General features: G+C 63.8%; 23 protein-coding genes. 9 read left to right on the forward strand and 14 right to left on the reverse strand.

Annotation, left to right across the window (positions count from 1 at the left end; translation table 11 throughout):
- Positions 1–63: 63 nt before the first annotated feature.
- Complete coding sequence (locus BTO02_RS23480; protein WP_083615334.1) at positions 64–1173, forward strand: ATP-binding protein; 1110 nt, start codon at positions 64–66, stop codon at positions 1171–1173.
- On the opposite strand, the gene BTO02_RS23485 is transcribed toward BTO02_RS23480, so the two are convergent.
- The 11 genes from BTO02_RS23485 to BTO02_RS23535 form a co-directional block, all read right to left on the reverse strand.
- Positions 1074–1805: a response regulator gene (locus BTO02_RS23485; protein ID WP_075159619.1), complete on the reverse strand. Its 732-nt coding sequence runs from the start codon at positions 1803–1805 to the stop codon at positions 1074–1076. The genes BTO02_RS23480 and BTO02_RS23485 overlap by 100 nt on opposite strands.
- Positions 1802–3040, reverse strand: coding sequence for a pyrroloquinoline quinone biosynthesis protein PqqE (gene pqqE, locus BTO02_RS23490; protein WP_075159620.1), 1239 nt, complete (start codon positions 3038–3040; stop codon positions 1802–1804). Before pqqE ends, BTO02_RS23485 begins: the two co-directional genes overlap by 4 nt.
- The gene (gene pqqD / locus BTO02_RS23495; RefSeq protein WP_075159621.1) at positions 3037–3354 is read right to left on the reverse strand and encodes a pyrroloquinoline quinone biosynthesis peptide chaperone PqqD; all 318 of its coding nucleotides are present in this window, start codon (positions 3352–3354) and stop codon (positions 3037–3039) included. The genes pqqE and pqqD overlap by 4 nt, the downstream gene beginning before the upstream one ends.
- Positions 3351–4088 (reverse strand): pyrroloquinoline-quinone synthase PqqC, encoded by a 738-nt coding sequence (pqqC, locus tag BTO02_RS23500; RefSeq protein WP_075159622.1) that lies wholly within the window; start codon positions 4086–4088, stop codon positions 3351–3353. Before pqqC ends, pqqD begins: the two co-directional genes overlap by 4 nt.
- A gap of 14 nt (positions 4089–4102) precedes the next feature.
- The gene (pqqB, locus tag BTO02_RS23505; RefSeq protein WP_075159623.1) at positions 4103–5023 is read right to left on the reverse strand and encodes a pyrroloquinoline quinone biosynthesis protein PqqB; all 921 of its coding nucleotides are present in this window, start codon (positions 5021–5023) and stop codon (positions 4103–4105) included.
- Positions 5024–5074: 51 nt separating this feature from the next.
- A complete protein-coding gene (locus BTO02_RS23510; RefSeq protein WP_075159624.1) occupies positions 5075–5641 on the reverse strand; it encodes a cytochrome b in 567 nt (188 codons plus the stop codon).
- A gap of 66 nt (positions 5642–5707) precedes the next feature.
- Complete coding sequence (locus tag BTO02_RS23515; protein ID WP_075159625.1) at positions 5708–6601, reverse strand: formylmethanofuran dehydrogenase subunit C; 894 nt, start codon at positions 6599–6601, stop codon at positions 5708–5710.
- The gene (gene fhcD / locus BTO02_RS23520; protein ID WP_075159626.1) at positions 6598–7557 is read right to left on the reverse strand and encodes a formylmethanofuran--tetrahydromethanopterin N-formyltransferase; all 960 of its coding nucleotides are present in this window, start codon (positions 7555–7557) and stop codon (positions 6598–6600) included. Before fhcD ends, BTO02_RS23515 begins: the two co-directional genes overlap by 4 nt.
- Positions 7558–7589: 32 nt before the next feature.
- Entirely contained in the window at positions 7590–9341 is a 1752-nt protein-coding gene (locus BTO02_RS23525) for a formylmethanofuran dehydrogenase subunit A (protein ID WP_075159627.1), read from the reverse strand.
- On the reverse strand, positions 9338–10822 hold the full coding sequence (locus tag BTO02_RS23530; RefSeq protein ID WP_075161303.1) for a formylmethanofuran dehydrogenase: 1485 nt from the start codon (positions 10820–10822) through the stop codon (positions 9338–9340). The genes BTO02_RS23525 and BTO02_RS23530 overlap by 4 nt, the downstream gene beginning before the upstream one ends.
- Before the next feature lie 215 nt (positions 10823–11037).
- Positions 11038–11805: a HisA/HisF-related TIM barrel protein gene (locus tag BTO02_RS23535; protein ID WP_075159628.1), complete on the reverse strand. Its 768-nt coding sequence runs from the start codon at positions 11803–11805 to the stop codon at positions 11038–11040.
- A gap of 13 nt (positions 11806–11818) precedes the next feature.
- On the opposite strand from BTO02_RS23535, the gene BTO02_RS23540 reads away from it, so the two are divergent.
- The 3 genes from BTO02_RS23540 (at position 11819) to BTO02_RS23550 (ending at position 14860) form a co-directional block, all read left to right on the forward strand.
- Positions 11819–12934: an ATP-grasp domain-containing protein gene (locus BTO02_RS23540; RefSeq protein ID WP_075159629.1), complete on the forward strand. Its 1116-nt coding sequence runs from the start codon at positions 11819–11821 to the stop codon at positions 12932–12934.
- The gene (locus tag BTO02_RS23545) at positions 12931–14169 is read left to right on the forward strand and encodes a hydantoinase/oxoprolinase family protein (protein WP_075159630.1); all 1239 of its coding nucleotides are present in this window, start codon (positions 12931–12933) and stop codon (positions 14167–14169) included. The genes BTO02_RS23540 and BTO02_RS23545 overlap by 4 nt, the downstream gene beginning before the upstream one ends.
- Before the next feature lie 100 nt (positions 14170–14269).
- Entirely contained in the window at positions 14270–14860 is a 591-nt protein-coding gene (locus BTO02_RS23550) for an amino acid kinase family protein (protein ID WP_075159631.1), read from the forward strand.
- A gap of 96 nt (positions 14861–14956) precedes the next feature.
- On the opposite strand, the gene BTO02_RS23555 is transcribed toward BTO02_RS23550, so the two are convergent.
- The 3 genes from BTO02_RS23555 to pqqA all read right to left on the reverse strand — a co-directional run bounded on the left by BTO02_RS23555 (position 14957) and on the right by pqqA (position 16627).
- A complete protein-coding gene (locus BTO02_RS23555; protein WP_075159632.1) occupies positions 14957–15655 on the reverse strand; it encodes a (5-formylfuran-3-yl)methyl phosphate synthase in 699 nt (232 codons plus the stop codon).
- A gap of 125 nt (positions 15656–15780) precedes the next feature.
- Positions 15781–16398, reverse strand: coding sequence for a DUF447 domain-containing protein (locus tag BTO02_RS23560; protein WP_075159633.1), 618 nt, complete (start codon positions 16396–16398; stop codon positions 15781–15783).
- Between the two features lie 154 nt (positions 16399–16552).
- Positions 16553–16627, reverse strand: coding sequence for a pyrroloquinoline quinone precursor peptide PqqA (gene pqqA, locus BTO02_RS35425; protein ID WP_075161304.1), 75 nt, complete (start codon positions 16625–16627; stop codon positions 16553–16555).
- 355 nt (positions 16628–16982) lie between these two features.
- Here pqqA and BTO02_RS23570 point away from each other — a divergent pair, with 355 nt between their 5' ends.
- The 5 genes from BTO02_RS23570 to BTO02_RS23590 all read left to right on the forward strand — a co-directional run bounded on the left by BTO02_RS23570 (position 16983) and on the right by BTO02_RS23590 (position 22169).
- Complete coding sequence (locus BTO02_RS23570; RefSeq protein WP_075159634.1) at positions 16983–18476, forward strand: form I ribulose bisphosphate carboxylase large subunit; 1494 nt, start codon at positions 16983–16985, stop codon at positions 18474–18476.
- A 79-nt stretch (positions 18477–18555) separates the two neighbouring features.
- The gene (locus BTO02_RS23575; RefSeq protein ID WP_075159635.1) at positions 18556–19014 is read left to right on the forward strand and encodes a ribulose bisphosphate carboxylase small subunit; all 459 of its coding nucleotides are present in this window, start codon (positions 18556–18558) and stop codon (positions 19012–19014) included.
- A 56-nt stretch (positions 19015–19070) separates the two neighbouring features.
- Positions 19071–20099 (forward strand): CbbX protein, encoded by a 1029-nt coding sequence (gene cbbX / locus BTO02_RS23580; protein ID WP_083615335.1) that lies wholly within the window; start codon positions 19071–19073, stop codon positions 20097–20099.
- A gap of 10 nt (positions 20100–20109) precedes the next feature.
- The gene (locus BTO02_RS23585; protein ID WP_075159636.1) at positions 20110–21228 is read left to right on the forward strand and encodes a class 1 fructose-bisphosphatase; all 1119 of its coding nucleotides are present in this window, start codon (positions 20110–20112) and stop codon (positions 21226–21228) included.
- Between the two features lie 68 nt (positions 21229–21296).
- The gene (locus BTO02_RS23590; protein WP_075159637.1) at positions 21297–22169 is read left to right on the forward strand and encodes a phosphoribulokinase; all 873 of its coding nucleotides are present in this window, start codon (positions 21297–21299) and stop codon (positions 22167–22169) included.
- Positions 22170–22220: the final 51 nt, after the last annotated feature.

Consider the following 22220-nt stretch of genomic DNA (forward strand, 5'->3'; position numbering starts at 1 on the left):
TTCCGATACGCAACTCCCGTGTGCGATGCGTAGAATGCGTTTCTAATCCCACCCGACACAGCGATGCATCCCGTGAAAATGGTTCGCTCAGGCGTGTCACGGCCGTCCTCGTCGCGCTCCGCCACATGGCGCGATTTCGCATGCGTGCTCGTGCTGACGCTCGTGACTGCGGTGTTGTGCTCGATATTCGACGTCAGTGAGCTCGCGTACCGCTGGACGCGCAGCGCGGAGCGATTTCAGCTCGACGAACTGCCGGTCACGCTATGTGTGCTGGCGGCGGGGCTCGCGTGGTTCGCGTGGCGTCGCTACCGCGAATCGCAGCAGGAATTGAAGCATCGGAAGGTGCTCGAGGAACAGGCCGAGCGGTTGCTCGCCGAGAACCGGCGGCTTGGGAGCCAGGCGATCGAAGCGCAGGAAACGGAGCGTCGGCATCTCGCGCGCGAGCTGCACGACGAACTCGGCCAGTATCTGAATGCGATCACGCTCGATGCGGCACGCATCCGCGATCTGTCGGCTGCGAGCGAGCCGGAAATTCATCATGCGTCGCTTGCGGTGATGCAGAGCGCGAGCTTCGTCTATCGACAGATCGGCGGAATGATTCGCCGGTTGCGCCCGATCGGCCTCGACGAGCTAGGTTTGCTCAGTGCGCTCGAGCATTGCGTCGACGGTTGGCGCGAGCGTCTGCCGCACGCGTCGTTCGCGTTGGCCGTCGAGGGCGATTTCACGGGCCTTGCCGACGCGCTGAACATCACGCTATACCGGCTGGTGCAGGAAGCTTTGACAAACGTGTCGAAGTTCGCGCGCGAGTCGCGCGTCGAAATTTATCTCGTGCGCACGCCGTCCGACGGCGAGCGGCACGGCGAGGTCGTCGTGACGATTGCCGATGATGGGCCGGGCGTCGATTTGAAGCAACCGCGTGCCGGGCTGGGGCTCGTCGGCATGCGCGAGCGCGTCGAATCGCTCGGCGGCGAGTTTCATCTCGCGAGCGAACCCGGAAATGGATTCATGTTGTGCGTGCGCTTACCGGTTCAGACAAGCAATGGTCCGGAAGCGAACGGTACGCCTTGCGGCGATCAGAGCGCGGAACCTAAACGGGAGCCGAGAGAAGAACCCAGCGGGGCACCCAGCGTGGAGCCGACCGCGCCACCCGGCGCGGTCAGATCGGAGAACTGAAGTCCGAGCCGGCTCGCCATCTGCGCGAGTTGCACGCCGTTGTTCGCACCGAACTTCTGGCGAATCGCCGATTGATGATTCGCAACGGTCTTCTGGCTGAGCCCGAGCCGTTCCGCAATCACCGGCAGCGTGAACCCCTGCACGAGCAGCCGCAGCACCTCGAATTCGCGTGCCGAAAGCTGGCGTCCCGGCGGCCCTTCGCTGAACATCGTGCGCATGGCGAGCGTTTGCGACACGTCGGTGCTCAGATAGCGCACGCGGCGCGCGACTGCGCGCACCGCTTCGACGAGCACGTCCGGTGCACTTGCCTTCGTCACATAGCCGCTCGCGCCGGCATCGAGTGCGCGGCGCACGAACAGGCTTTCTTCATGCACGCTGAAAATCAGCACGCGCGCGTCGGGCGTGCGCGCGAGCATGCGCCGCATCGCCTCGATACCGCTCGCGCCTGGCAGCGCGAGGTCCATCACCACCACATCCGGTTGCAGCGCGCAGAAACGCTGGTACGCCTGCGTCGCGTCGCCCGCTTCGCCGGCGACGCGTACGTCGGGGCTCAGTTCGAGCAGACGTCGATAGCCCTCGCGCACGACAGCATGATCGTCGACGAGCAACACGGAGATATCGGTGGTGGTCATCTGCGCGCTCCCTGATCGTTGCCTTTATCGGTCGCGGTTGCCGCATGCCGAGGCGAAGTCGGACGCTCGCCGCTCAGCCGCCGGGCATTCGCGTCATTGCGGAAAACGACCGGCTGCTCGTCGGGCGCAAGCGTCGCGCCGCGCTCTGCGGCCTCGCGCACCACACGCACCACCGACTCGTGATGCGCAGACTTGTCGCACACGGGGTCCGCGTTTGCCGCGTCATGCGTGAGCAGATACGCCTGGCAGCGGCAGCCGCCCAGGTCGCGGGTTTTTTCTTCGCAGCTGCGGCACGGCTCTTTCATCCAGTCGAAGCCGCGAAAGCGATTGAACGCGTCGCTCTCGTACCAGACTTCGGATATCGACGTATCGCGAACATTCGGGAATGTGAGCCCCGGCAGCGAACGCGCCGAGTGGCACGGCAGCGCGGCGCCGTCCGGCGCAACGCCGAGGAACACCGAACCCCAGCCGTTCATGCAGCGCTTCGGCCGCGTTTCATAGTAGTCAGGCACGACAAAGAAGATCTTGCAGCGGTTGCCGATCTCCTTCCGGTACCGTTCGACGACGGCTTCCGCTTCCTGCAATTGCTCGGCGGTCGGCATCAGCTGGGCGCGGTTCGTATGCGCCCAGCCGTAATACTGCGTGTTCGCGAGTTCGAGATATTCGGCGCCCATCGCGAGCGCCATGTCGATGATCTTGTCGACGTGCGGCAGGTTGTAGCGGTGCAGCACGCAGTTGAGCACCATCGGAAAGCCGTGCGCCTTGATCGAACGTGCGACGCGGTTTTTGAGGTCGAACGTGCGCGTACTGCTGAGGAAGTCGTTGAGTTCCTGCGTCGAGTCCTGAAACGATAGCTGGATATGGTCGAGGCCATTTTCCTTCAGTACGCCGAGGCGTTTTTCAGTCAGGCCGACGCCGGACGTGATCAGGTTCGTATAGAAACCGAGCTTGCGCGCTTCGGCAACGAGGTCTTCGAGGTCGTCGCGCATCAGCGGCTCGCCGCCTGAAAAACCGAGTTGCGCGGCGCCGAGCGCGCGCGCTTCGCGCAGCACGCGCAGCCATTCTTCCGTGTCGAGTTCGTTCTGATGCGCGGTGTAGTTCACCGGGTTGTAGCAGAACGCGCAGTGCAGCGGGCAGCGGTACGTCAATTCCGCGAGCAGCCATAGCGGCGGCGCGATATCGGATCGCGCGGGGTGACCAGGCGAATGCTGCGCTGCAACTGAAAGATCGGTCATGCTGAGTGCTCCAGCCATCCGCGGGCAAAGGCATGCGCGATAAACGCCTCTACTTCGGGCGCGATGCCGGCCGCGTTAAAGCTGCGTTCGAGATCGCCGACAATCGCCGCGACGTCGCGCGTGCCGTCGCAACGCTTCAGGATTTCCGCGGCGCTCTGGTTCAGTTTCACCATGCCTTCCGGATAGAGCAATACGTGCGCGTCCTGAGCCGGTTCCCATTGCATGCGAAACAGCTTGTTCAGTTTCGGGCGCGCGGCTGTGTCGAGGGCTGCTCCTGGATTCGACGCCGAGGGTGTTTCGTTCGTTTCGCTCATGTCGGGAAGGCCTTTTCGATTGCGTCCAGCATGGTCCACAGAATGTCGAGCTTGAATTGCAGAATGTCGAGCGCGCGCTCCTGCTGCTCGCGCGTGCGGAAATGGTCGAGCGTGACCGCGAGCCCGTGTTCGACGTCGCGCTGCGCGAGCGAAATGCGCGAGCGGAAGTAATTGAGACCCGACGATTCGATCCACGGGTAATGCGTCGGCCATGTCGACAAGCGGTCTTTATGGATCTGCGGCGCGAAAATCTCGGTCAGCGACGAACACACGGCTTCCTGCCATGGCGCGCGGCGCGCGAAGTTCACATAGGCGTCGACGGCGAAACGCACGCCCGGCACGACATGCTCGAGCGACCACAATTCGTCGCGCGACAGGCCCACCGCGTCGCCTAAACGCGCCCACGTTTCGATGCCGCCTTCGTCGTCGCCATAGCCGTCGTGATCGAGAATGCGCAGGACCCAGCGGCGCCGTGTCTCGCGGTCCGGGCAATTCGACAGAACCGCGGCGTCTTTGAGCGGGATATTGATCTGATAGTAGAAGCGATTCGCCACCCAGCCGCGAATCTGTTCGCGCGAGCAGCCGCCGCTATTCATCTTCACGTTGAACGGATGATGGATGTGATACGCACGGCCTTTCGCACGCAATTGCGCTTCGAATTCCTCGCGGCCCCATGCGGCGCCGGAATCGGATGCGGATCGTTCGGATGCGCGTGTCGCGCTCGTACTGTTCATTGGAAGTCCAGGAGTCAGAGTTCGAAAGTCATGCCGTCGTGGGCGACTTCGATGCCGTGCTGCGCGAGCATGCGCCGCTCGGGCCCGTCGTCGACCAGAATCGGGTTCGTGTTGTTGATATGGATCAGCACCTTGCGTGCGCCGGGGCGATCGAGCGCATCGAGCACATCGATCATGCCGCCCGGACCCGATTGCGCGAGATGGCCCATATCGGCCGCGGTTTTCTTCGACAGGCCGAGGCGAATCATCTCGTCGTCGGTCCACATCGTGCCGTCCACGAGCAGCAGGTCAGCGCGACGCATCGCATCGCGCACATGCGGCTCGAGCGCGCCGAGACCCGGCGCATAGAACGCGCGCTTGCCGGAATCGTTGGCCGTGAGCAGCAGGCCAATGTTGTCGCCACGTTCCGGTGCGTTGCGATGCGGCGAATAGGGCGGTGCCTTGCTCGACAGCGGCAACGCTTCGATGCGCACGCCGGGCAACGCCGGAATTTCGAGCGGCGCGTCGTCGAGCGCGATCGTGCGGCGTTCGACGCCGCAGTAATGCGACAGGATCGAAACGACCGGAAAGCCGGTCGACAGGTCCTGCCACACGGCATCCGTTGCGTAGATCGGCAGCCGCGCGCTGTTTTCGCGCAGCATCAGCAGGCCGGTGACGTGGTCGATCTGCGCATCCATCAGCAGTACCGCCGCGATACCCGTATCGCGCGCGTGACGCGCGGGCTGCAGTTCGGGGTTCGCCGCAAGCTGCGCGAGGATATCGGGCGACGCGTTGATAAGCAGCCACGACACGCCATCGACGCTTACCGCCAGCGACGACTGCGTGCGCGGCCTGGCCGCGATCGAACCGTTACGCACGCCCCTGCAATTGCCGCAATTGCAGTTCCATTGCGGAAAACCGCCGCCCGCCGATGAACCGAGAACCCTGATTTTCATTACGCTTTCTGCCGTCCGTTGTGTTTTCAACCAGTCCAAACGTCATACCTATTAAAGTAGCATTCTCCGCATCAGTCCGTCTTTGTCGATGAGCTGATGCTTGAGCGCGCCGGCGATATGCACCGCGATCAGCGCGATCAGAATCCACGCGCTGAACTCGTGGATCGTGAACCAGAAGTGGCGCAAGCCCTTGTCGTCCCAACCCCACCTCGGCAGCAAGATGCCCCAGAAACGCGTGCCGTATGTGTTGAACGACGAGCCGAGATAGCCCGTTACCGGCATCACCACCATTGCAACGTATAAAAGACCCTGCGTTGCGCGCGCGGCGGCGCGTTGCCACGCTCGCATCGGCGGCAGCGGCGGCCTGCCGTAGACCGTACGGACCACGATGCGTAACAGCACAAGCAGGAAAATCGTCAAGCCAAGCGATTTGTGAAAGTTGATCAGCGAGGCCTTGAAAGGCAAACCGCGCGGCAAGCCGACCATATAAAGCCCGATCGCGATCATGGCGATGATCGCGATGCCGATCAGCCAGTGCAGCGCGACGAGCGGCCGCGAGTACCGGTCGCTCGCGGCGCGGCCCGCGCGTGTGGCGTCGCTCGTATGCGTTGCGTTCATTTCGCTCCCGGCGGTACCGCTTGTTCTTGATTGCGTGGGCATACTGCGGGGATCTGAGTTCATTCGTCAGTGTGCACCCTGGCTGGCTGCGTGTGCGATCAGCAATTCCCCGCGTCCGTCGACCGCGAGATCGCCCGACAGGCGGCGCGGCATCATGCGTGAATCGAGCGTAAAAAACGGTGCAAGCGCCGCGTTCAGCGATGCGGCGCCCGTCGCTGCAAGCGGTTCGCGCAGCGCGGCCAGGGCGCGCACGAACAGTTGCCAGAACACGTCGAAGCCGCGCCCGCCTTCGACGAAGGTTGGCGGCACCCGCTCGGGCTCGCGCAAAAGCAACAACGTGCCCCGGCGCATTCCATACGCATGATGCGCACCGATGCGACCGGCTATGCAAATTGTTCCGGCGACTAAACGCGATGCGGAAAAATCGCCCGCGTCGCCGCCGACCAGAACGGAGCCGCGCCGCATTCTGTCGCCAAGGCGTGCGCCCGCATGGCCTGCGATCGCGACGGTGCCGCCGGTCATCCCTTCGATGTCGCCGGGCAACGCTGCTGCTGCGAAGTCGCCGGCATTGCCGGCTACCGTAAGCAGGCCGCCGCGCATCTCGCACGCGGCAAACGATCCGGCGTTGCCGCCTATCTGCAATGCGCCGCCCGTCATGCGGAGACCGGCGTAGTCGCCTGTTGCGCCTGTCACGCGCAGTTGACCTTCGGCGAGATGCGCGCCGATGCGGTCCAGCCACGGCGCGTCGCCTTCGATGATCAAGGTTGCCTGCTCGTCTTTGCCGCCATCGCTGCGCGATACGTCGAACAGGTCGCCGGCCGTGCACGTCACATTGCCTGCAGCGAGCACGAGGCGCGCCACCTCGTCGGACGACCGAGCGGCGAGCGCGGCCGGCAGCAGTGCCGAACCGTCGACGCGAAAACCGGGCGCGTGTTTCACGCGCAGCGTCGTCGTGCTCATGGGGCGCTCCCGCTGCCCGCGGCACTCGCAGGCGGTGTGCCGATCGACGCGGCGAGTTCGCGCAAATGGAAGTGATACGGCCCGAGCTTGCCGCCGTAATTGCCGGCCGAAATGCGCAATACACCGCCCGCCTTCGATGCGGCCGCCATGCCCACTGTCATCGCCGCGCCGACGTCGGCATCGGTAAGCCCGTCGATCACGATCTCGAGCACGCAGCCCACTTCGGCTGTGAGTTCGGTGCGCTTCGCGACGCCGACCAGCGTGGGGCAGAACGGATCGTTCGTCGATGCGACCGCACCCGCATATTTGGACCCGATCTTCGAGCCCGAGCGCACCACGCCACCCGGAAACGGCGTAATCACATTCGGCAATCGATGCATTGCGGCAACCGCCGCTTCGGCCGCGGCGAGCGCATGGTCGGTGTCGCGCGCGAGCAGCAGCAGGTTGCCGCCGCCGACCGCTTTGACCGTCACCGCCGATTCCTCGGCGACGAATTCGCCGTCCATCACGGGCACGCGCCAGTAACGCGTATTGCCGAGCATCTTGGCGATCTGCCAGCCGTCGCCGAAAAAGCGCAGCGCGCCGCCGAGCGGCGCGAGGTCCGACAAAGGCGCACGGCTCGTTTGCGGATCGATGCCGCTATAGACAGCCGTGGTCGGGCATGTCAGCACGCATTGGCCGACGCGCCGCATGATCTGCTTCGCGAGTTCCTTAGACGACACCGCGAACATCAGCACGCCAATCCCGGGCCGGCCATCGGGCGTGTCGGCGGCGTCGATCTCGTGCTCGATGCCGGCTTCGCAGCCGCAGTCGATCACCGACGTCGCGAATCCCGATAGCGACTGCGCCGCGGCGCGTGCCCACGCGGGCGTATGCGCCGTGATGACGAGCCGCGTCGCCTTCATCGGGAAGGCTTCCGCAAACGTGTCGTCGATCAGGGTGCCGTTGATCTGCATCGTTCGCTCGCTCGTTTGCTCGCTTGTTCGCGTTAAGGCCGGCTGGCCGACGAGGGCGGCGTCGCGTCCGGCGCTGTACGCGTTACGCCATGCCCGAAGCATTCGACGGGCAGCAGCCGGCCGCCGCGGCAGCATGCGCAGATTTCGTCGTCGCTGATCGCCGCATGCCTGAAGCCGCCGACAAGGTTTGCCTCGCTGAATTCGCGCACCGTTTGCGCGATGCCGCGATCGAATTCGGGCGACACGTAATGAATGCCGCCTGTCGGCGTCGACACGAGATTGCCGTCGCGCGCGACGAGCGCGCCGTCCTTGAATACATAGGCCGGCGATGTGAACATGCGCTCGCGATCGGGATCGTCGCGATAGACGGCGATATCGGCGGCGGCGCCGGCGCCAAGCTGGCCTCGATCAGCAAGGCCGAGCAGCCGCGCCGGACCCGCGCGCGTGATGATCGCAATCTCGTACAGCGAAAATTCGCGCTTCAATTCCGCGAGTACGCTCGCGACTTTTGCCTCCGGATGCAGTTTGTCGAGCTGAGCATCGCGAAACGGTTTGTCCATCAACAGGCGGATCAGGTGCGGATAGCTCGTGAACGGCGCGCCGTTCGGGTGATCGGTGGTCATCGAAACGCGCCATGGGTCGTCGACGAGCAGGAAGATTTCGAGCCCGATGATCCATTGCAGCGCATTCACATAGCTTTGCTCGCGATAGCGGAACGGCACGATGCCGCAACCGGCATCGCATTCGATGTCGCCCAGAATCCATTTGCGCGGGTTCGCGAGCGGCGCGTTCTTGAACTGCATCATCGTGTCGCCGGACGCGGTGACGGTTTGCCCGAAGATGATCTGCCCGACGTCGATCGATACATTGGGCCGCGCATTCACGGCTTCTGCAATCGCGCGTGCGCCCGACGAAAATTTGCGTGGGCCTTCGGTGCCGTAGCTGTGAAACTGGATGTGGGTCAGATGAATCGGCAGGCCGTCGGCGGCGTCCATCGTCGCGATCGTCGAGGCGATATTGCCCGGCACGCCGAGATTGCTCGAGTGCACGTGCAATGGATGCGGCACGCGCAGTTCGGTTAGCGCACGGGTCAGCGTACGCAGGATGTCGCGCGGCGTGATGCCGTAGTGCGCGTGCGCTTCATCCACGTCGAGCGCGCGCTGGTTGAACTTGAACGCCGAGATGCCGCCCGGGTTCACGACCTTCACGCCGAGCGCGCGGCTTGCATGCATGGTCCAGCCGACGTAGTCGCGCAAGCGCTCGAAGTCCTGATGGGCGGCGAGCATCTGCAGAAACAGTTCGTCGTTGCCGAGCATCACGTACGCGCCGTGATCGATGATCGGCGTGTCGCCCATCTCGAGATGCGCGTGGCGCGCGTTCGACGCGATCATCGCCGGTTCGAACGCGGCCGTATAGCCCATTTCCGCGTATCGGTAGCCGGTGGCGAGCGTGCCCGGCGTGCAGACGCCGCACGATGGCATGCGCAGATAGCGGCCGTTTGCGTCGCGGACCGATTCGTAGGCCGCATCGCGTGGGCGGTCTTCGCGATGGTCTTCGGGCAACAGCAGTCGCGAGAGATTCGTTTTGCCGCCGCCAATGTGCGAATGCAGATCGATACCGCCGGCCATCACGACCATGCCGTGCGCGTCGTAGTCGTGGTCGACCGTCGCGCCTGAGGGAGCGTCGACGATGCGCCCGTCGCGAAAGTACAGGTCGCGGCGCTCGCCGTTCACCCCTTTGGCCGGATCGTAGATGATGCCGCCCGTCAAACGCGCGAGGCTCATGATGGCCTCCGCGCGCCTGCATGCGCGTTTGCATCGGCAATGCGCTCGGCGAGGTCGGCGGCGATGGCGGCGACGGTGCGCACATTCGTGCCTTGCCGCGCCGCGTGCAGTGGCGTGACGACGGACGTGTCGAGCCGGAACAGATGGCCGTCGCTATCGATGCCCGGTGTGGCGACCGGTATAAACACGGTCGATGCGCGGCGCGGTGTGGACGATGCCGCATGCGCAAGCATATCGGCCAGAGCCGGTAGACCGAGCACGATTGCCGGCACCTGCGGATCGAGCGCGGTGGGCAACGGGTGCGGGGCGAAGCTCGTGACCCAAAGCAAGGTGTCGACTTCGCGCGCTTCGAGCAGGCGTTCGGTTCGATAGCGATACGGATCGTGTTCGAGCGGCGGCGTGCCTTCAGGCCGATCGGGGCGCGACACGCGCGTGCGAAGCGGAAAGCCCGAAAGCCAGGTGACGGCCTGGTTCATGGTCAGCGTACCGTCCGCGCCGCCTAACGCGAGCGCGCCCGCGCGAGTCGTTCGATTAATCGCCTTGACGATGCGGTGCAGCGCTTCGATCAGCAACGCCGCGTGCGGGTGCGGCAGCGCGGCCGGTTCATAGACGAATGCGGTATAGCTTGCGGACGCGATGCGTTCGGTTAGCGTGGCGAGTTGCGCCGCGATTTGCGAGGTCGGTGCGGTTTCAGCGGCTTGCGATGATTGCGATCGCGTTTGCGCAGGGCGTTCTTCAAACGCGCTTGCGCGGCGGCCTTCCGCGATGGCGGACCATAGTGCAAGCAGATCGTGCGGCGACGCGTCGGCCAGGATCGACTCGCAGGTCGCTTGCGCAACGCGGGTCGCCGCCGGATCGACATCGCAGCCGACAAAGCAGATCGCGCGCGCTCTGATGTGCGTGCCGGCTTCGGCCAGTGCGCGCTCGTAAAACCGCGGATGGCGTTGCGAAGGCACACAGCCGAACACGATCAGCAGATCTGCGTGCGAGCGCACTTCGGACAGCGTCGTGAAGAATGCGCCGCGATCCTGCAAAGCTAGGGTCGTCGCGCTCAGCGCATCGCCGTGCAGCGTATCGAGCATCGCGCCACACGCGGCGGCGAGCGTGTAGAGCGCGCGTGCGCCCGCAACGTCGGTCGCGCATGCGCCAAACAGCGGTCGCTGTGCGCGCGTGAGGATATCGGCCGCGTGCGAAAGCGCGTCTTCAAGCGCGACGGGCTGGCCGTCGATCGATGGCGTGCTGTGGCTGTCGGCTGCGCCGTAGTGTTTGAGCGCATCGGCAAGGCGCGGGCAATCTTCGGCGGGCGCGGCAAGCGTCGCGTCGCGGGCCGCGTGGGCCTCGATGTCGTCGCACAGCAGCGGGCAGAACGGGCAGGTCCAGTCGTGCGTGACAGATCCGGCAGCAGATGTCGCCGACGCCGGCCGCGCGGCAGGCGCGGCCGGCTGACCGGCAGTCGGCGCGGGGGAGGTTGGTTCGTGCATGAGGCGCGATACAGCAAGCTCCATGCCGATCGCGCGCCGCGAGATGGGCAGCAAAGGCGCGATGCGAAGGTTAACTACAAGTCAGCACACGCAACACAGTATGTGCGTCGCGCTGAAACACAGTGTCACCCGCGCGAGCCGCGCCGCACCTTCCTTGCGATTGGATTGCGGTGTAAGCGCGCGCAGCCGCTTGGCATGGATATTGTGTTTGCGATTCACCTGACAGCGTGCGGCGGCGCAGCGAGCTTGCCGTCGTGCAGTGCCGAGCCGACAAGCCACGCGTGTGCGCCGCTTTGCGCGGCGGCATGGAGATCGTTGCGATTGCGAATGCCGCCCGCGCCGATCAGCGCGCGTTCACGGCCGGCGCGCTCGCGCAGCGTGTGGAACGTATCGAGGTCGGGGCCTTCGTAGGCACCGACGCGATCGAGGGTCATGACGATGACGCGTGCGGGCCACACGGCGGCCGTGTCGTGCAGCGACGTGGTGGTGCCGGATGGTCGGAGCAAACGGCCCGCGCGGCGGTCGAGCGACAGGATCGGCTCATAGCCGGACCGTTCGGCCTCGCGCAGCGCGTCAGGTGTACGAAGCGTCTCCGAGCCGAATACGGGGACGAGCGCGCCGGGTGCGTTGCCGCGCGGTGCGCCGATGCGCATCAGGTGGGCGTGCATCGAGGGGTAATCGGCGAAGCCTGCGTCGAGCCAGATGTTTACGCGCCGGGTCGTCGAAGCCGATGCGCCCGGCGGATTGAGGCCCTCGCACAGCGCGGCGAGTGTCGACGTATCGGCGCGCTGCGCGACGATTGCGCCGAGGTCGGCGACGTAGAGCGTGTCGGCGCCGCACGCGGCAAGCAGGGCACGCGCGACGGCGAGTGGTTCGCTCGTCGCGCACAGGGACGACTGGACAGGGCGGTAGTTCGCGCGGTCGCCGCGCACCGCGCGCACCGCATGTCCGTCGAGCAGATCGAGAACCGGTATTACGCGCATCGGAGAGTGTCCCTTGATCAGGCTGTTTGTCTATGAGTATCTCACCGGCGGCGGTATCGACCCCGAACTCGCGGGCGAAAGCGGTCTTGCCGACCTGAGTGCGCTGATCGTCGAAGGCCGCGCGATGCGCGACGCGATCGTGCACGATGCGCGCGCGCTCGACAACGTCGAAGTGAGTTTCGCGAGTTCGCGATTCGAGGCCGCCGCGGCGTCGCGCAGTCCGCTGTCGCATTACTGCGCGGCGCCCGGCGAGCCGATGATGGAGTTTGTCGCGAGGGTCGCGCGGGCGCACGACTATGCGTGGATCGTGGCGCCGGAATGCGATGGGTTGATGTTGAAGCTCGCGGATGCGGTAGGCGAGAGCCGCTGGCTTGGGTGCACGAAGGAGGCGATCGGTATCGCGTCGAGCAAGCGCGCGACGGCGGCGTTGCTTGCGGCGAACGGGATTGCCGCGACGCCGGCGCTCGATCCGGGCGCGCTCGACGTCAATGCCTGGGCGGCGCATAGCAGCGGTGCGAACGGCGCAGCGGCCGGATGGGTCGTCAAACCCGACGATGGGGCGGGCGGCCTCGATACCTATCGTTACGACAATCTCGCCGAGGCGTGCGACGCCTATTGCGCACGCGTCGCCAACGGGCACCGGCCGGTGCTGCAGCAATGGGTGGACGGCGAGGCGTTGAGCCTGTCGCTGATCTGCGGCGCGCATGGTGCGCGGCTGATCAGCATCAATCGGCAGCGGATCGGTGTGGCCGATGCGGCGTCGGCGGGACATGCGGGGCGTGTCGTCGAGTTCGACGGCGTCGATATCGATCAGGTCGATCGCGATAGTCCGGAAGGGCGCTTGCTCGAGACGCTCGCGCAGAAGACCGCGGCGTTGGTGCCGGGGCTGCGCGGGTTCGTCGGCATCGACGTCGTTTGGCACCCGGGCCGTGGACCGGTTGTCATCGAGGTGAATCCGCGCGTGACGATGGCGTATGTCGGCTTGTCCGCGCGTCTCGGACGCAATCTCGCGGCCGATGTGTTCGCCGCGCATGGTGTGCGTGGCGTTTTCGCGCCAGAGCCAAAGCCACAGCTGCAGCACGGCGCGGCCGGCACTGCGCCGCGTTTCGCCGGCAGGACGCAGCGATGAGCGGCTCGCGCGACGGCAATGGCGCGACCGATACGCCGCGCGCCGTGTTCGGCTGGGACGTCGGCGGCGCGCACGTGAAAGTGTCGGTTGTCGATGCAGCGGGGGCGCTCGTCGATGTCGCGCAGTGGGCGTGTCCGCTATGGCAGGGACTCGTGCATCTCGAACGCGTGATCGACGAGGTGTTTGCGCGCTGGCCCGCTGCGGGCGTGCCCCGTTCGCATCACGCGGTCACGATGACCGGCGAAATGGTCGATCTGTTTGCGGATCGTGAGCAAGGCGTGCTCGTGCTCGCACGGACACTTGCGGCGCGTTTGGGCGCTAACGCCCGGTTTTTTGCGGGCAAGCGCGGCTGGCTGCGTGACGAAGATGCAGTCGCGCAGTGGCGCGCGGTAGCGTCGGCAAACTGGCTCGCTACTTCACAGTGGGTCGCCACGCAGGTGCCGAACGCATTGCTGATCGACATCGGCAGTACGACTACCGATATCGTGCCGATTGTCGATGGGCACGTGGCGGCGCGCGGGTCGAGCGACGCGGCGCGGCTTGTAACCGGCGAACTCGTTTATCAAGGTGTCGTGCGCACGCCGCTGTGTGGTATTGCGCATCGCATTGCATTTCGCGGCGCGACGACGGGTGTGATGAACGAATGGTTCGCGACGAGCGCAGACATTTACCGCTTGACCGGCGAGCTGTGGCCGCCGCACGACCAGCACGCGAGCGCGGACAACGGTCCCAAAAATATCGACGCGAGTTGCGAGCGGCTCGCGCGGATGATCGGCCGCGACGCGGTCGATGCGAGCGTCGACGAATGGCGCGCCTTCGCGCAGACGTGGCGCCTCGAGCAGTTGCGCATGATCGGCGAAGGACTCGCGCAAGTGTGCGCGGCGCATCCGGCGCTGGCGGACGCGCCGCTGGTCGGCGCCGGATGCGGGCGATTTCTTGTCGTTGCGCTTGCATGCGAGACGGCGCGTGCTTATGTGGATTTCAGCGAGCTTGTCCGTGACGCGACGCTTTCGAGCGCGCATACGGAAGCGCATCTGGACGACGGGGCGCACGCACCAGCGGATCCGGATGCGGACGTGCGTGCGCAGACGCACACGCCCTCGCATGAACCGAACGAATGGATTGCGACCTGCGCGCCAAGCGTCGCTGTTGCGTTGCTGACGGCGATGGGCGAGACGCGGCGTGACGGCGATTCGAAACATGCTGCTTGCGCCGAACCCGTGCGTGCGGTCTAGGGGGAGCGTCGAACGAGACAAGCGACACATGCCGTAACCATCCGGCCGCGGACGGCAAGCGCGGATGCCGGTGAAAGTCGGAACAGAGCGAGGAAAAGACATGTGGGTGGTGAAAATCGGGGGCAGCCTCAGTCACGACCCGTCGCTGCGCGATTGGCTGACGCAGCTTTGGGAAGTCGGCGGCGGGCGCATCGTGATCGTGCCTGGGGGCGGCGATTTCGCGGATCGGGTCCGCGACTATCAGAAGGAATGGCAGTTCGGCGATCTGGCGGCACATAACATGTGCCTGCTCGCGATGACGCAATACGCGCTGTTGATGCAGGGCGTTTTGCCGGAACTCGTGCTCGCGACCAACGAGGACATGATCCGCCGCGCGTTGCGTAACGGCAAAGTCGCGGTGTGGATGCCGATCGGGCTGCTCACGGCGACGCCGAATGCGATGTCGAACTGGGAAACGACGTCGGATAGCCTGGCTGCGTGGCTGTCGACGTCGTTGAACGCGGAGCGGTTGATGGTGGTGAAGTCGTGCGACGTCGATTCGGGGCGGCCGCTCGAAGTGCTGGCCTCCGAGGGGGTGCTCGATGCGCGGTTTGTCGACTATGTGAACGACGCGAATTATGTGGTGGAGCTGTTCAACAAGCGGGATGTGGGGCTGATGCGCGAGCGGCTGTTGAATTCGCCCGCGGCTTAGCCAGTCGCGGACGCGTCCGGTTAAATCAGGTAAAGCAGGAATTTCCGGTTAACGTCGGCATGCGTAACATTAACCGGGCCGGCCAGTAGCGCGCCGTCAAGCGTACTGAACCTGCGCATGCCCATGTAGCGCATCGGCCCATTGCGCGACCCGCTGCGGATCGAGCCGCGCCGTCCGCCCACCCTCACATAGCGCAGTACGAAATCCCGCGACATCGGGCGAGTGCGCGCGAATCTTGTCTAGCTGGGGCCAGCCTAGCGAGCCTGCAAGTCCGACCATCGCGCCTTTCGCATGAATCGTATCGATGCAGGCGGCGAGCGCCGCCTCATCGACGCAATCAAACAGCGTACGGCCATTTTTCGCAGCCGTGTCGAATATTACGCCGGCAAAGCCGAGGATTGCCGCATGTTCGACGAGCTCGGGGTCGATGCCGTCATCGCACAGCAGCACTGGCAACACCGGCGCCGGCAGTCCCGCGAGATGCGTAAGACACGCATGCGCATGGGGCCCGGCGTTGACGCCGACCTTCACGTAATCGACACCGGCATCGCCGATCTCGATCACGCGTGCTGCGATTGCGTCGAACGCGTCGGCCGGCATGTCGCCGATCGTCGCGCTGATCGGCTTGACCGGATAGCGTGCGCGCAATTCACGCGTGATGCGCGCGATTTTGTGGGTCGCGACACGACCGAGCGCGCCGCCGTGAGGTTCCTTCAGATCAATCAGTTCGGCTCCCGCTTCCGCGGCATCGAAAGCTTCTTCAGCCGAGCGGACGCTCGCTAGCAATGCAGTCATCGACGTCTCCGAAACGTTGCGTGCAAATGATTGGCGAATGTTTCCTGAACAAGGTAGCAGCGGATCTTTGCTACATGACGCAGTGCCGCATTCGACGTGCCGCGCCGCAATATCTAACCATCGTCTCAGCGCGCTTCGTGCATGGCGTGCGGTGCATGATCGGGCGAACCGCCGGTTTTCGATGCGGCGCTCGCTCGATAGCGCTCGATAGCCGCGAGAATCCAGGACCATGCGGTCTGCTCGTCCGGCCCGGCGGTCTTGTCGATCGCAATCTGCAGATAGGCGATCTCGCGATCGACCTTGTCGGCCGGCAGCATGAACAGACGGCTTACAAGAATCGCGCCTTCCACCACCGCCGCCTGCGCGCGATTGAAACCGCCGAACGGCGCATGCGTTTCCGCGTGCACGCAGCGCATTTTCAGCGTCGGCCGCTGCGCATCGTCGAGTGTCTCGGCAAGTGTCAGTTCGGTATGGGCGAGCGACTGTGCCAGTCGTACGGATGGCACCTGACTCGCGCTCACGGTCGGCCATTCGCGTTGCGTGCCGGTAACGCAGCCTGCAAAGATCCTGACGTCGGTCGTGAAATTGACCACTGCAGATTGGCTGGCGACGATATTGTCGAGCGTGGCCGAAGGCCGAAACGGTGCGAGGATCGCGAGGCCGTGTTCAAAGCGCACGCCCATCGGCGCAACGTGTACGGTGCCGTCGCGTGCCGCGGTCGTGATGATCGTTTCGTGAATCATGGCGAACAAGGCTGGTGGTGCGACGCGCGATACACCGACGCTCTGCTAGTGAAAAAACGCTGAAAAAGCGGAATAAACGCGAGTGCGGTAATACGGATGAACCGGAGCAGGGAGTGCGGGACCGCCCGAAGGAAGCCCCGCACGTTCGGCGTTTTTAGCGGGTCGCGATGTACATCGTGACTTCGAAGCCAAAACGCATGTCCGTGTAGCTTGGGGTTGTCCACTGCATAATCTTCCCTCCTTGAAAAAAGACGATTGCCTTGGCGACCATCGCTTGCTGCCTGCGCTAGCCGCGTCGACCCGTGTCACGACGCAAAGTGCGTGCCACCAAGCATAGATTGTGTGCGAGTCAACTACAAACAATCCAGGGTTTGTGCTTACACGCCTTACTGTCGCGATATTGCAGCAAAGTGTTGCACCAGCCGCCTCACTGATTGTGAGCGCATCTGGTTGCATCGTCACCTGTCTTAACGCATCACTTAAGGCCGCGCAAGAAAATCGTGAATTCACTTCGTTGCGCGTCACGCCTACATTGACCTCCATGGCAGCAAGCTCGCAGCAAGCCAATAACTGGAGGAACTCCGATGAACGATTTCAGCGAGGCAGCGATTGCGCCTGCCGATACGCCGGCGCGGCGCTCGCGTTACGACGCAGGCGTGCTCAAGTATCGCGAGATGGGCTACTGGCAGCCCGATTACGAGCCGAAAGAGACGGACGTGATCGCCCTGTTCCGCATTACGCCGCAACTGGGCGTCGAGCCCGAGGAAGCGGCTGCGGCAGTGGCCGGCGAGTCGTCGACGGCGACGTGGACCGTGGTGTGGACCGATCGTCTTACCGCGTGCGACATGTACCGCGCCAAGGCGTATCGCGTCGAACCGGTGCCGGCCTCGGGCCTCGGCAACAGCGAGCCGCAATATTTTGCCTATATCGCTTACGAGCTGGACCTATTCGAGGAGGGTTCGGTCGCTAATCTGACTGCATCGATCATCGGCAATGTATTCGGCTTCAAGCCTTTGAAAGCGTTGCGGCTTGAAGATATGCGCATTCCGGTCGCGTATCTGAAAACTTTTCATGGTCCCGCCACCGGCATCGTCGTCGAGCGCGAGCGGCTCGACAAATACGGGCGCCCCCTGCTTGGCGCAACCGTGAAGCCCAAGCTTGGCCTGTCCGGCAAAAACTACGGACGTGTCGTTTACGAAGGGCTTAAAGGCGGACTCGATTTCCTCAAGGATGACGAAAACATCAACTCGCAAGCGTTTATGCATTGGCGCGACCGGTATCTGTTCTCGATGGAAGCGGTCAACCGCGCGCAAGCGGAAACGGGCGAAGTGAAAGGTCATTACCTGAACGTAACGGCCGCGACGATGGAAGACATGTACGAGCGCGCGGAATTCGCTAAAGAACTCGGGTCGTGCATCGTGATGATCGATCTCGTGATCGGCTGGACCGCGATTCAGTCGATGGCGCGGTGGGCGCGCAGAAACGACATGATTCTGCATTTGCATCGCGCGGGGCACGGCACTTACACGCGTCAGCGCAATCACGGCATTTCGTTTCGCGTGATCGCCAAGTGGCTGCGGATGGCGGGCGTCGATCACGCGCATGCGGGCACCGCGGTCGGTAAGCTCGAAGGCGACCCGTTGTCGGTGCAGGGCTACTACAACGTGCTGCGCGAGGCACATAACCCGGTCGACCTGTCGCGCGGGATTTTCTTCGATCAGCCGTGGGCAGGCTTGCGCAAAGTGATGCCCGTCGCGTCGGGCGGCATACACGCGGGCCAGATGCATCAGTTGCTCGACCTCTTTGGCGACGATGCGATCCTGCAGTTCGGCGGCGGCACGATCGGGCATCCGGCCGGCATCCAGGCCGGCGCTACCGCAAATCGCGTCGCGCTGGAAGCGATGGTCAAGGCGCGCAACGAAGGGCGCGATATCGCGAACGAAGGGCCGGAGTTGCTCGACGCGGCCGCGCGCCACTGCCTGCCGCTCAAGCAGGCGCTCGATACGTGGCGCGATGTGACGTTTAACTATGCATCGACTGACACGCCGGACTTTGCGGTGACGCCAAGCGTCGCCTGAGCCTGATCCGACCGACCGTTGCGCGCGCAACGAGTGCGCAAGGTTCCGATCATTGCGTTCTGCAAAAAGGGGTACCGCCATGCGTATCACGCAAGGGACGTTTTCTTTTTTACCCGATCTGACCGACGATGAAATCCGCCTGCAAATCGACTATGCGCTGGCTCAAGGCTGGGCGTGTTCGGTCGAATACACCGATAACCCGCATCCGCGCAACACATACTGGGAGATGTGGGGGCTGCCGATGTTCGATCTGCGCGATGCGGCGGGTGTCATGCAGGAAGTGAGCGCGTGCCGCGACGCGCATCCGCAGCACTACATCAAGGTCAATGCGTTCGATTCGGTGCGTGGCTTCGAAACGATGCGGCTGTCCTTTATCGTGAACCGGCCCGACGACGAAGCGACGTACTCGCTCGAGCGCCAGGAAAACGAGGGACGTGTGCAGCGATATGCATTGAGGCGTCGCGCCGGCGATGCGCAAAGCGAGGCGCAAAGAGAATCGCGCCAAAGCACGCAGGCCGACGCCGCGCGAGGCTGGTGATTTGCCCCGGCTCAGCACGCGGCCCCCGTAGGGATTCCATCGAAACGGAGACGACCATGACTGCCGATACGCTTGAATTGCCGGCGCGCCGCGAGGCGCTGTCGCAACATTCGTCGCATCCCCCCGCCGAAACGGCGCTCGACGGACCGCATGTGAACCTGCTCGCGTTATATCGCGAATCGGGCATCGCGGGTGTGCTGACCGAACTCGATCGCGATCTCGTCGGTCTCGCGCCGGTAAAGACGCGCATTCGCGAGATTGCCGCGCAATTGCTCGTCGAACGCGCGCGCGCGACGCTCGGCATCGCGACTGGCGCGCCTACACTGCATATGTGCTTTTCCGGCAACCCCGGCACAGGCAAGACGACGGTCGCGATGCGCATGGCCGATGTGCTGCACCGGCTTGGCTATATCCGGCGCAACCATCTGGTGTCCGTCACGCGCGACGACCTGGTGGGCCAGTACATTGGCCATACCGCGCCCAAAACGCGTGACGTACTGAAGCGCGCGATGGGCGGCGTGCTGTTTATCGACGAAGCGTACTACCTGTATCGCCCCGAGAACGAGCGCGACTATGGGCAGGAGTCGATCGAGATTCTGCTGCAAGCGATGGAGAACCAGCGCGACGATCTCGTGGTGATTCTCGCCGGCTACGCATCGCGAATGGACACGTTTTTTCAGAGCAATCCCGGCTTTCGCTCGCGGATCGCGCATCACATCACCTTCCCCGACTACGGACCCGAAGAACTGCTGGCGATTGCCGAGCGCATGCTCGACACGATGCACTACCGCTTCGATTGCGATTCGCGTCGTTCGTTCGAAGATTATCTGGACCGCCGCATCAGACAGCCGAATTTTGCGAATGCACGTTCGGTACGCAATGCGATTGACCGCGCGCGGCTGCGTCAGGCGAATCGCCTGTTTGCCGCCGCGCTCGATGGCGCACAACCCGCCGACCCTGCGGCGCTGACGCTGATTACAGCGGGCGACATTCGCGCAAGCCGCGTGTTCGACAGGCTCACGCCCGGCCCGCAACATGGAAGTGCAACCGACAGCGCCGCGATCGATAAAGCGACGGCGTGCTGAGGAGCGTGAGATGCGAGACGGACGAACGACACTCTCGAAGTTCCTGATCGACGCACTCGACAGGCAATGTCCGCCGCGGCGCACGAGCGGTTTGTCGGCGTTGCTGATCGACGTCGCGGCATCGATCAAGACGATTGCCGCGACGCTTACGCGCGGCGCGCTCGACGGCAATTACGGATCGGCGCGCTCGGCGAACGTGCACGGCGAAGAGCAGAAGAAGCTCGACGTGCTGACCAACGATATCTTTCTGCAACATTGCGAATGGGACGGTTTACTTGCGGGCATGGTGTCCGAAGAGATCGAGCAGGTTTATCAGATACCGCCGGGCTATCCGCGCGGCGAGTATCTGCTCGCCTTCGATCCGCTCGACGGTTCGTCGAATATCGATATCAACGGCGCGGTGGGTTCGATCTTTTCGGTGTTACGCGCGCCGCCGCAGGACGCGGCCCATGCAAACGGGAACGCAAAGGCGGCTGACCGTAGCGCGTTTCTGAGGCCGGGCCATGAGCAGGTGGCAGCCGGTTATGCGATCTATGGCCCGGCGACGATGCTCGTGCTGTCGATCGGCAACGGCACGCATGGCTTCACGCTCGAGCGGGACGTCGGCAACTTCGTGCTGACGCATTCGGACATTCGCATTCCGGAAGACACGAGTGAGTTTGCGATCAATGCGTCGAACGAACGCTTCTGGGAGCCGCCAATACGTCGCTATGTGCAGGAATGCAAGGACGGCAAGAGCGGTTGCCGCGAACGCGACTTCAATATGCGGTGGATTGCGGCGATGGTGGCCGAGGCGCATCGCATTCTGATGCGTGGCGGCGTGTTTATGTATCCGCGCGATTTCCGCTCGGCGCGCACGACGCAGGGCCGTTTGCGTCTGCTGTACGAGGCGAACCCGATGAGCTTTCTGATCGAACAGGCGGGCGGCGCGGCGATCACCGGGCGCGAGCGCATTCTCGACGTTGTACCTAAAGACCTGCACGAGTGCGTGCCGGTGATACTCGGTTCGAAGAACGAGGTGACGCGCATTGGCCGCTATCACCGCGAGCACGACCTCGGTATCGATCGGCCGTTTTCGTCGCCGCTCTTCAGGGAGCGGTCGTTGTTTCTGCCTGAAGCGCCGGCATAAAGCGTGCATTGACGGGACCCGCGTATCGACGATGTTTACCGTGCCGATTAGCGAATGGGAGAGCGCGTATGTCAGTCAAGCACCCGATTATCGCGGTGACCGGATCGAGCGGAGCCGGTACGACCACCGTCATGAAGAGTTTTCAACACATTTTCAGGCGTGAAAAGATCAATGCGCAGATTGTCGAAGGCGATGCGTTCCACCGCTATGACAGGCTTGGCATGCGCGACGCGCTGAAGCAGGCCGAGCGCGACGGTGTGCATAACTTCAGCCACTTCGGGCCCGATGCGAATATGCTCGAAGAACTCGAGCAACTGTTTGCAAGCTATGGGAAGTCGGGTTCAGGCAAATTTCGACGCTATGTGCACGACGAAACGGATGCGGCGAAGTTCAAACTGCCATCCGGCACGTTCACACCGTGGGAAGACATCGACTCGGGCACCGATATGCTGTTCTACGAAGGACTGCACGGCGCGGTGGTGACGGATAGCGTGGATATCGCGCAGCATGCGGATCTGCTCGTGGGCGTGGTGCCGATCATTAACCTCGAGTGGATACAGAAGCTGCATCGAGATCAGAACATGCGCGGCTATTCGCATGGGGCGATCGTCGATACGATTCTGCGGCGCATGCCGGACTATGTGAACTACATCTGCCCGCAGTTTTCACGTACCCATGTGAACTTTCAACGCGTGCCGACGGTGGATACGTCAAATCCATTTACGGCAAGGGAGATTCCGCAGCCGGATGAGAGTTTCGTGGTGATCCGTTTTGCACGGCCCAAAGGCATCGACTTCCCGTATTTGCTCACCATGCTGCACGATTCGTTTATGTCGAGGCCGAATGTGATTGTGGTGCCTGGCGGCAAGATGGGGCTTGCGATGCAGCTGATTTTTACGCCGATGATCCTGCAATTGAGGGATCGGTGTGCGCGGGCTTGAGGTTGTGCTGGATAGAGGACGAGCGTCGCGATAACCGGGCACCGCGGCGCT

This window comes from Paraburkholderia sp. SOS3, assembly GCF_001922345.1.
In the GTDB taxonomy this organism is placed as follows: domain Bacteria; phylum Pseudomonadota; class Gammaproteobacteria; order Burkholderiales; family Burkholderiaceae; genus Paraburkholderia.

Excerpts from the sequence above, each read along its gene's own strand:
- BTO02_RS23590 (WP_075159637.1), top strand. The coding sequence starts at position 21,297 with ATGTCAGTCAAGCACCCGATTATCGCGGTGACCGGATCGAGCGGAGCC.
- BTO02_RS23510 (WP_075159624.1), bottom strand. The coding sequence starts at position 5,641 with ATGAACGCAACGCATACGAGCGACGCCACACGCGCGGGCCGCGCCGCG.
- BTO02_RS23560 (WP_075159633.1), bottom strand. The coding sequence starts at position 16,398 with ATGATTCACGAAACGATCATCACGACCGCGGCACGCGACGGCACCGTA.
- BTO02_RS23555 (WP_075159632.1), bottom strand. The coding sequence starts at position 15,655 with ATGACTGCATTGCTAGCGAGCGTCCGCTCGGCTGAAGAAGCTTTCGAT.
- pqqE (WP_075159620.1), bottom strand. The coding sequence starts at position 3,040 with ATGACCGATCTTTCAGTTGCAGCGCAGCATTCGCCTGGTCACCCCGCG.
- BTO02_RS23480 (WP_083615334.1), top strand. The coding sequence starts at position 64 with ATGCATCCCGTGAAAATGGTTCGCTCAGGCGTGTCACGGCCGTCCTCG.
- BTO02_RS23545 (WP_075159630.1), top strand. The coding sequence starts at position 12,931 with ATGAGCGGCTCGCGCGACGGCAATGGCGCGACCGATACGCCGCGCGCC.
- pqqB (WP_075159623.1), bottom strand. The coding sequence starts at position 5,023 with ATGAAAATCAGGGTTCTCGGTTCATCGGCGGGCGGCGGTTTTCCGCAA.
- BTO02_RS23575 (WP_075159635.1), top strand. The coding sequence starts at position 18,556 with ATGCGTATCACGCAAGGGACGTTTTCTTTTTTACCCGATCTGACCGAC.
- BTO02_RS23570 (WP_075159634.1), top strand. The coding sequence starts at position 16,983 with ATGAACGATTTCAGCGAGGCAGCGATTGCGCCTGCCGATACGCCGGCG.
- BTO02_RS23585 (WP_075159636.1), top strand. The coding sequence starts at position 20,110 with ATGCGAGACGGACGAACGACACTCTCGAAGTTCCTGATCGACGCACTC.
- pqqC (WP_075159622.1), bottom strand. The coding sequence starts at position 4,088 with ATGAACAGTACGAGCGCGACACGCGCATCCGAACGATCCGCATCCGAT.
- BTO02_RS23530 (WP_075161303.1), bottom strand. The coding sequence starts at position 10,822 with ATGCACGAACCAACCTCCCCCGCGCCGACTGCCGGTCAGCCGGCCGCG.
- BTO02_RS23525 (WP_075159627.1), bottom strand. The coding sequence starts at position 9,341 with ATGAGCCTCGCGCGTTTGACGGGCGGCATCATCTACGATCCGGCCAAA.
- BTO02_RS23515 (WP_075159625.1), bottom strand. The coding sequence starts at position 6,601 with ATGAGCACGACGACGCTGCGCGTGAAACACGCGCCCGGTTTTCGCGTC.
- fhcD (WP_075159626.1), bottom strand. The coding sequence starts at position 7,557 with ATGCAGATCAACGGCACCCTGATCGACGACACGTTTGCGGAAGCCTTC.
- BTO02_RS23485 (WP_075159619.1), bottom strand. The coding sequence starts at position 1,805 with ATGACCACCACCGATATCTCCGTGTTGCTCGTCGACGATCATGCTGTC.
- BTO02_RS23550 (WP_075159631.1), top strand. The coding sequence starts at position 14,270 with ATGTGGGTGGTGAAAATCGGGGGCAGCCTCAGTCACGACCCGTCGCTG.
- pqqD (WP_075159621.1), bottom strand. The coding sequence starts at position 3,354 with ATGAGCGAAACGAACGAAACACCCTCGGCGTCGAATCCAGGAGCAGCC.
- BTO02_RS23535 (WP_075159628.1), bottom strand. The coding sequence starts at position 11,805 with ATGCGCGTAATACCGGTTCTCGATCTGCTCGACGGACATGCGGTGCGC.
- cbbX (WP_083615335.1), top strand. The coding sequence starts at position 19,071 with ATGACTGCCGATACGCTTGAATTGCCGGCGCGCCGCGAGGCGCTGTCG.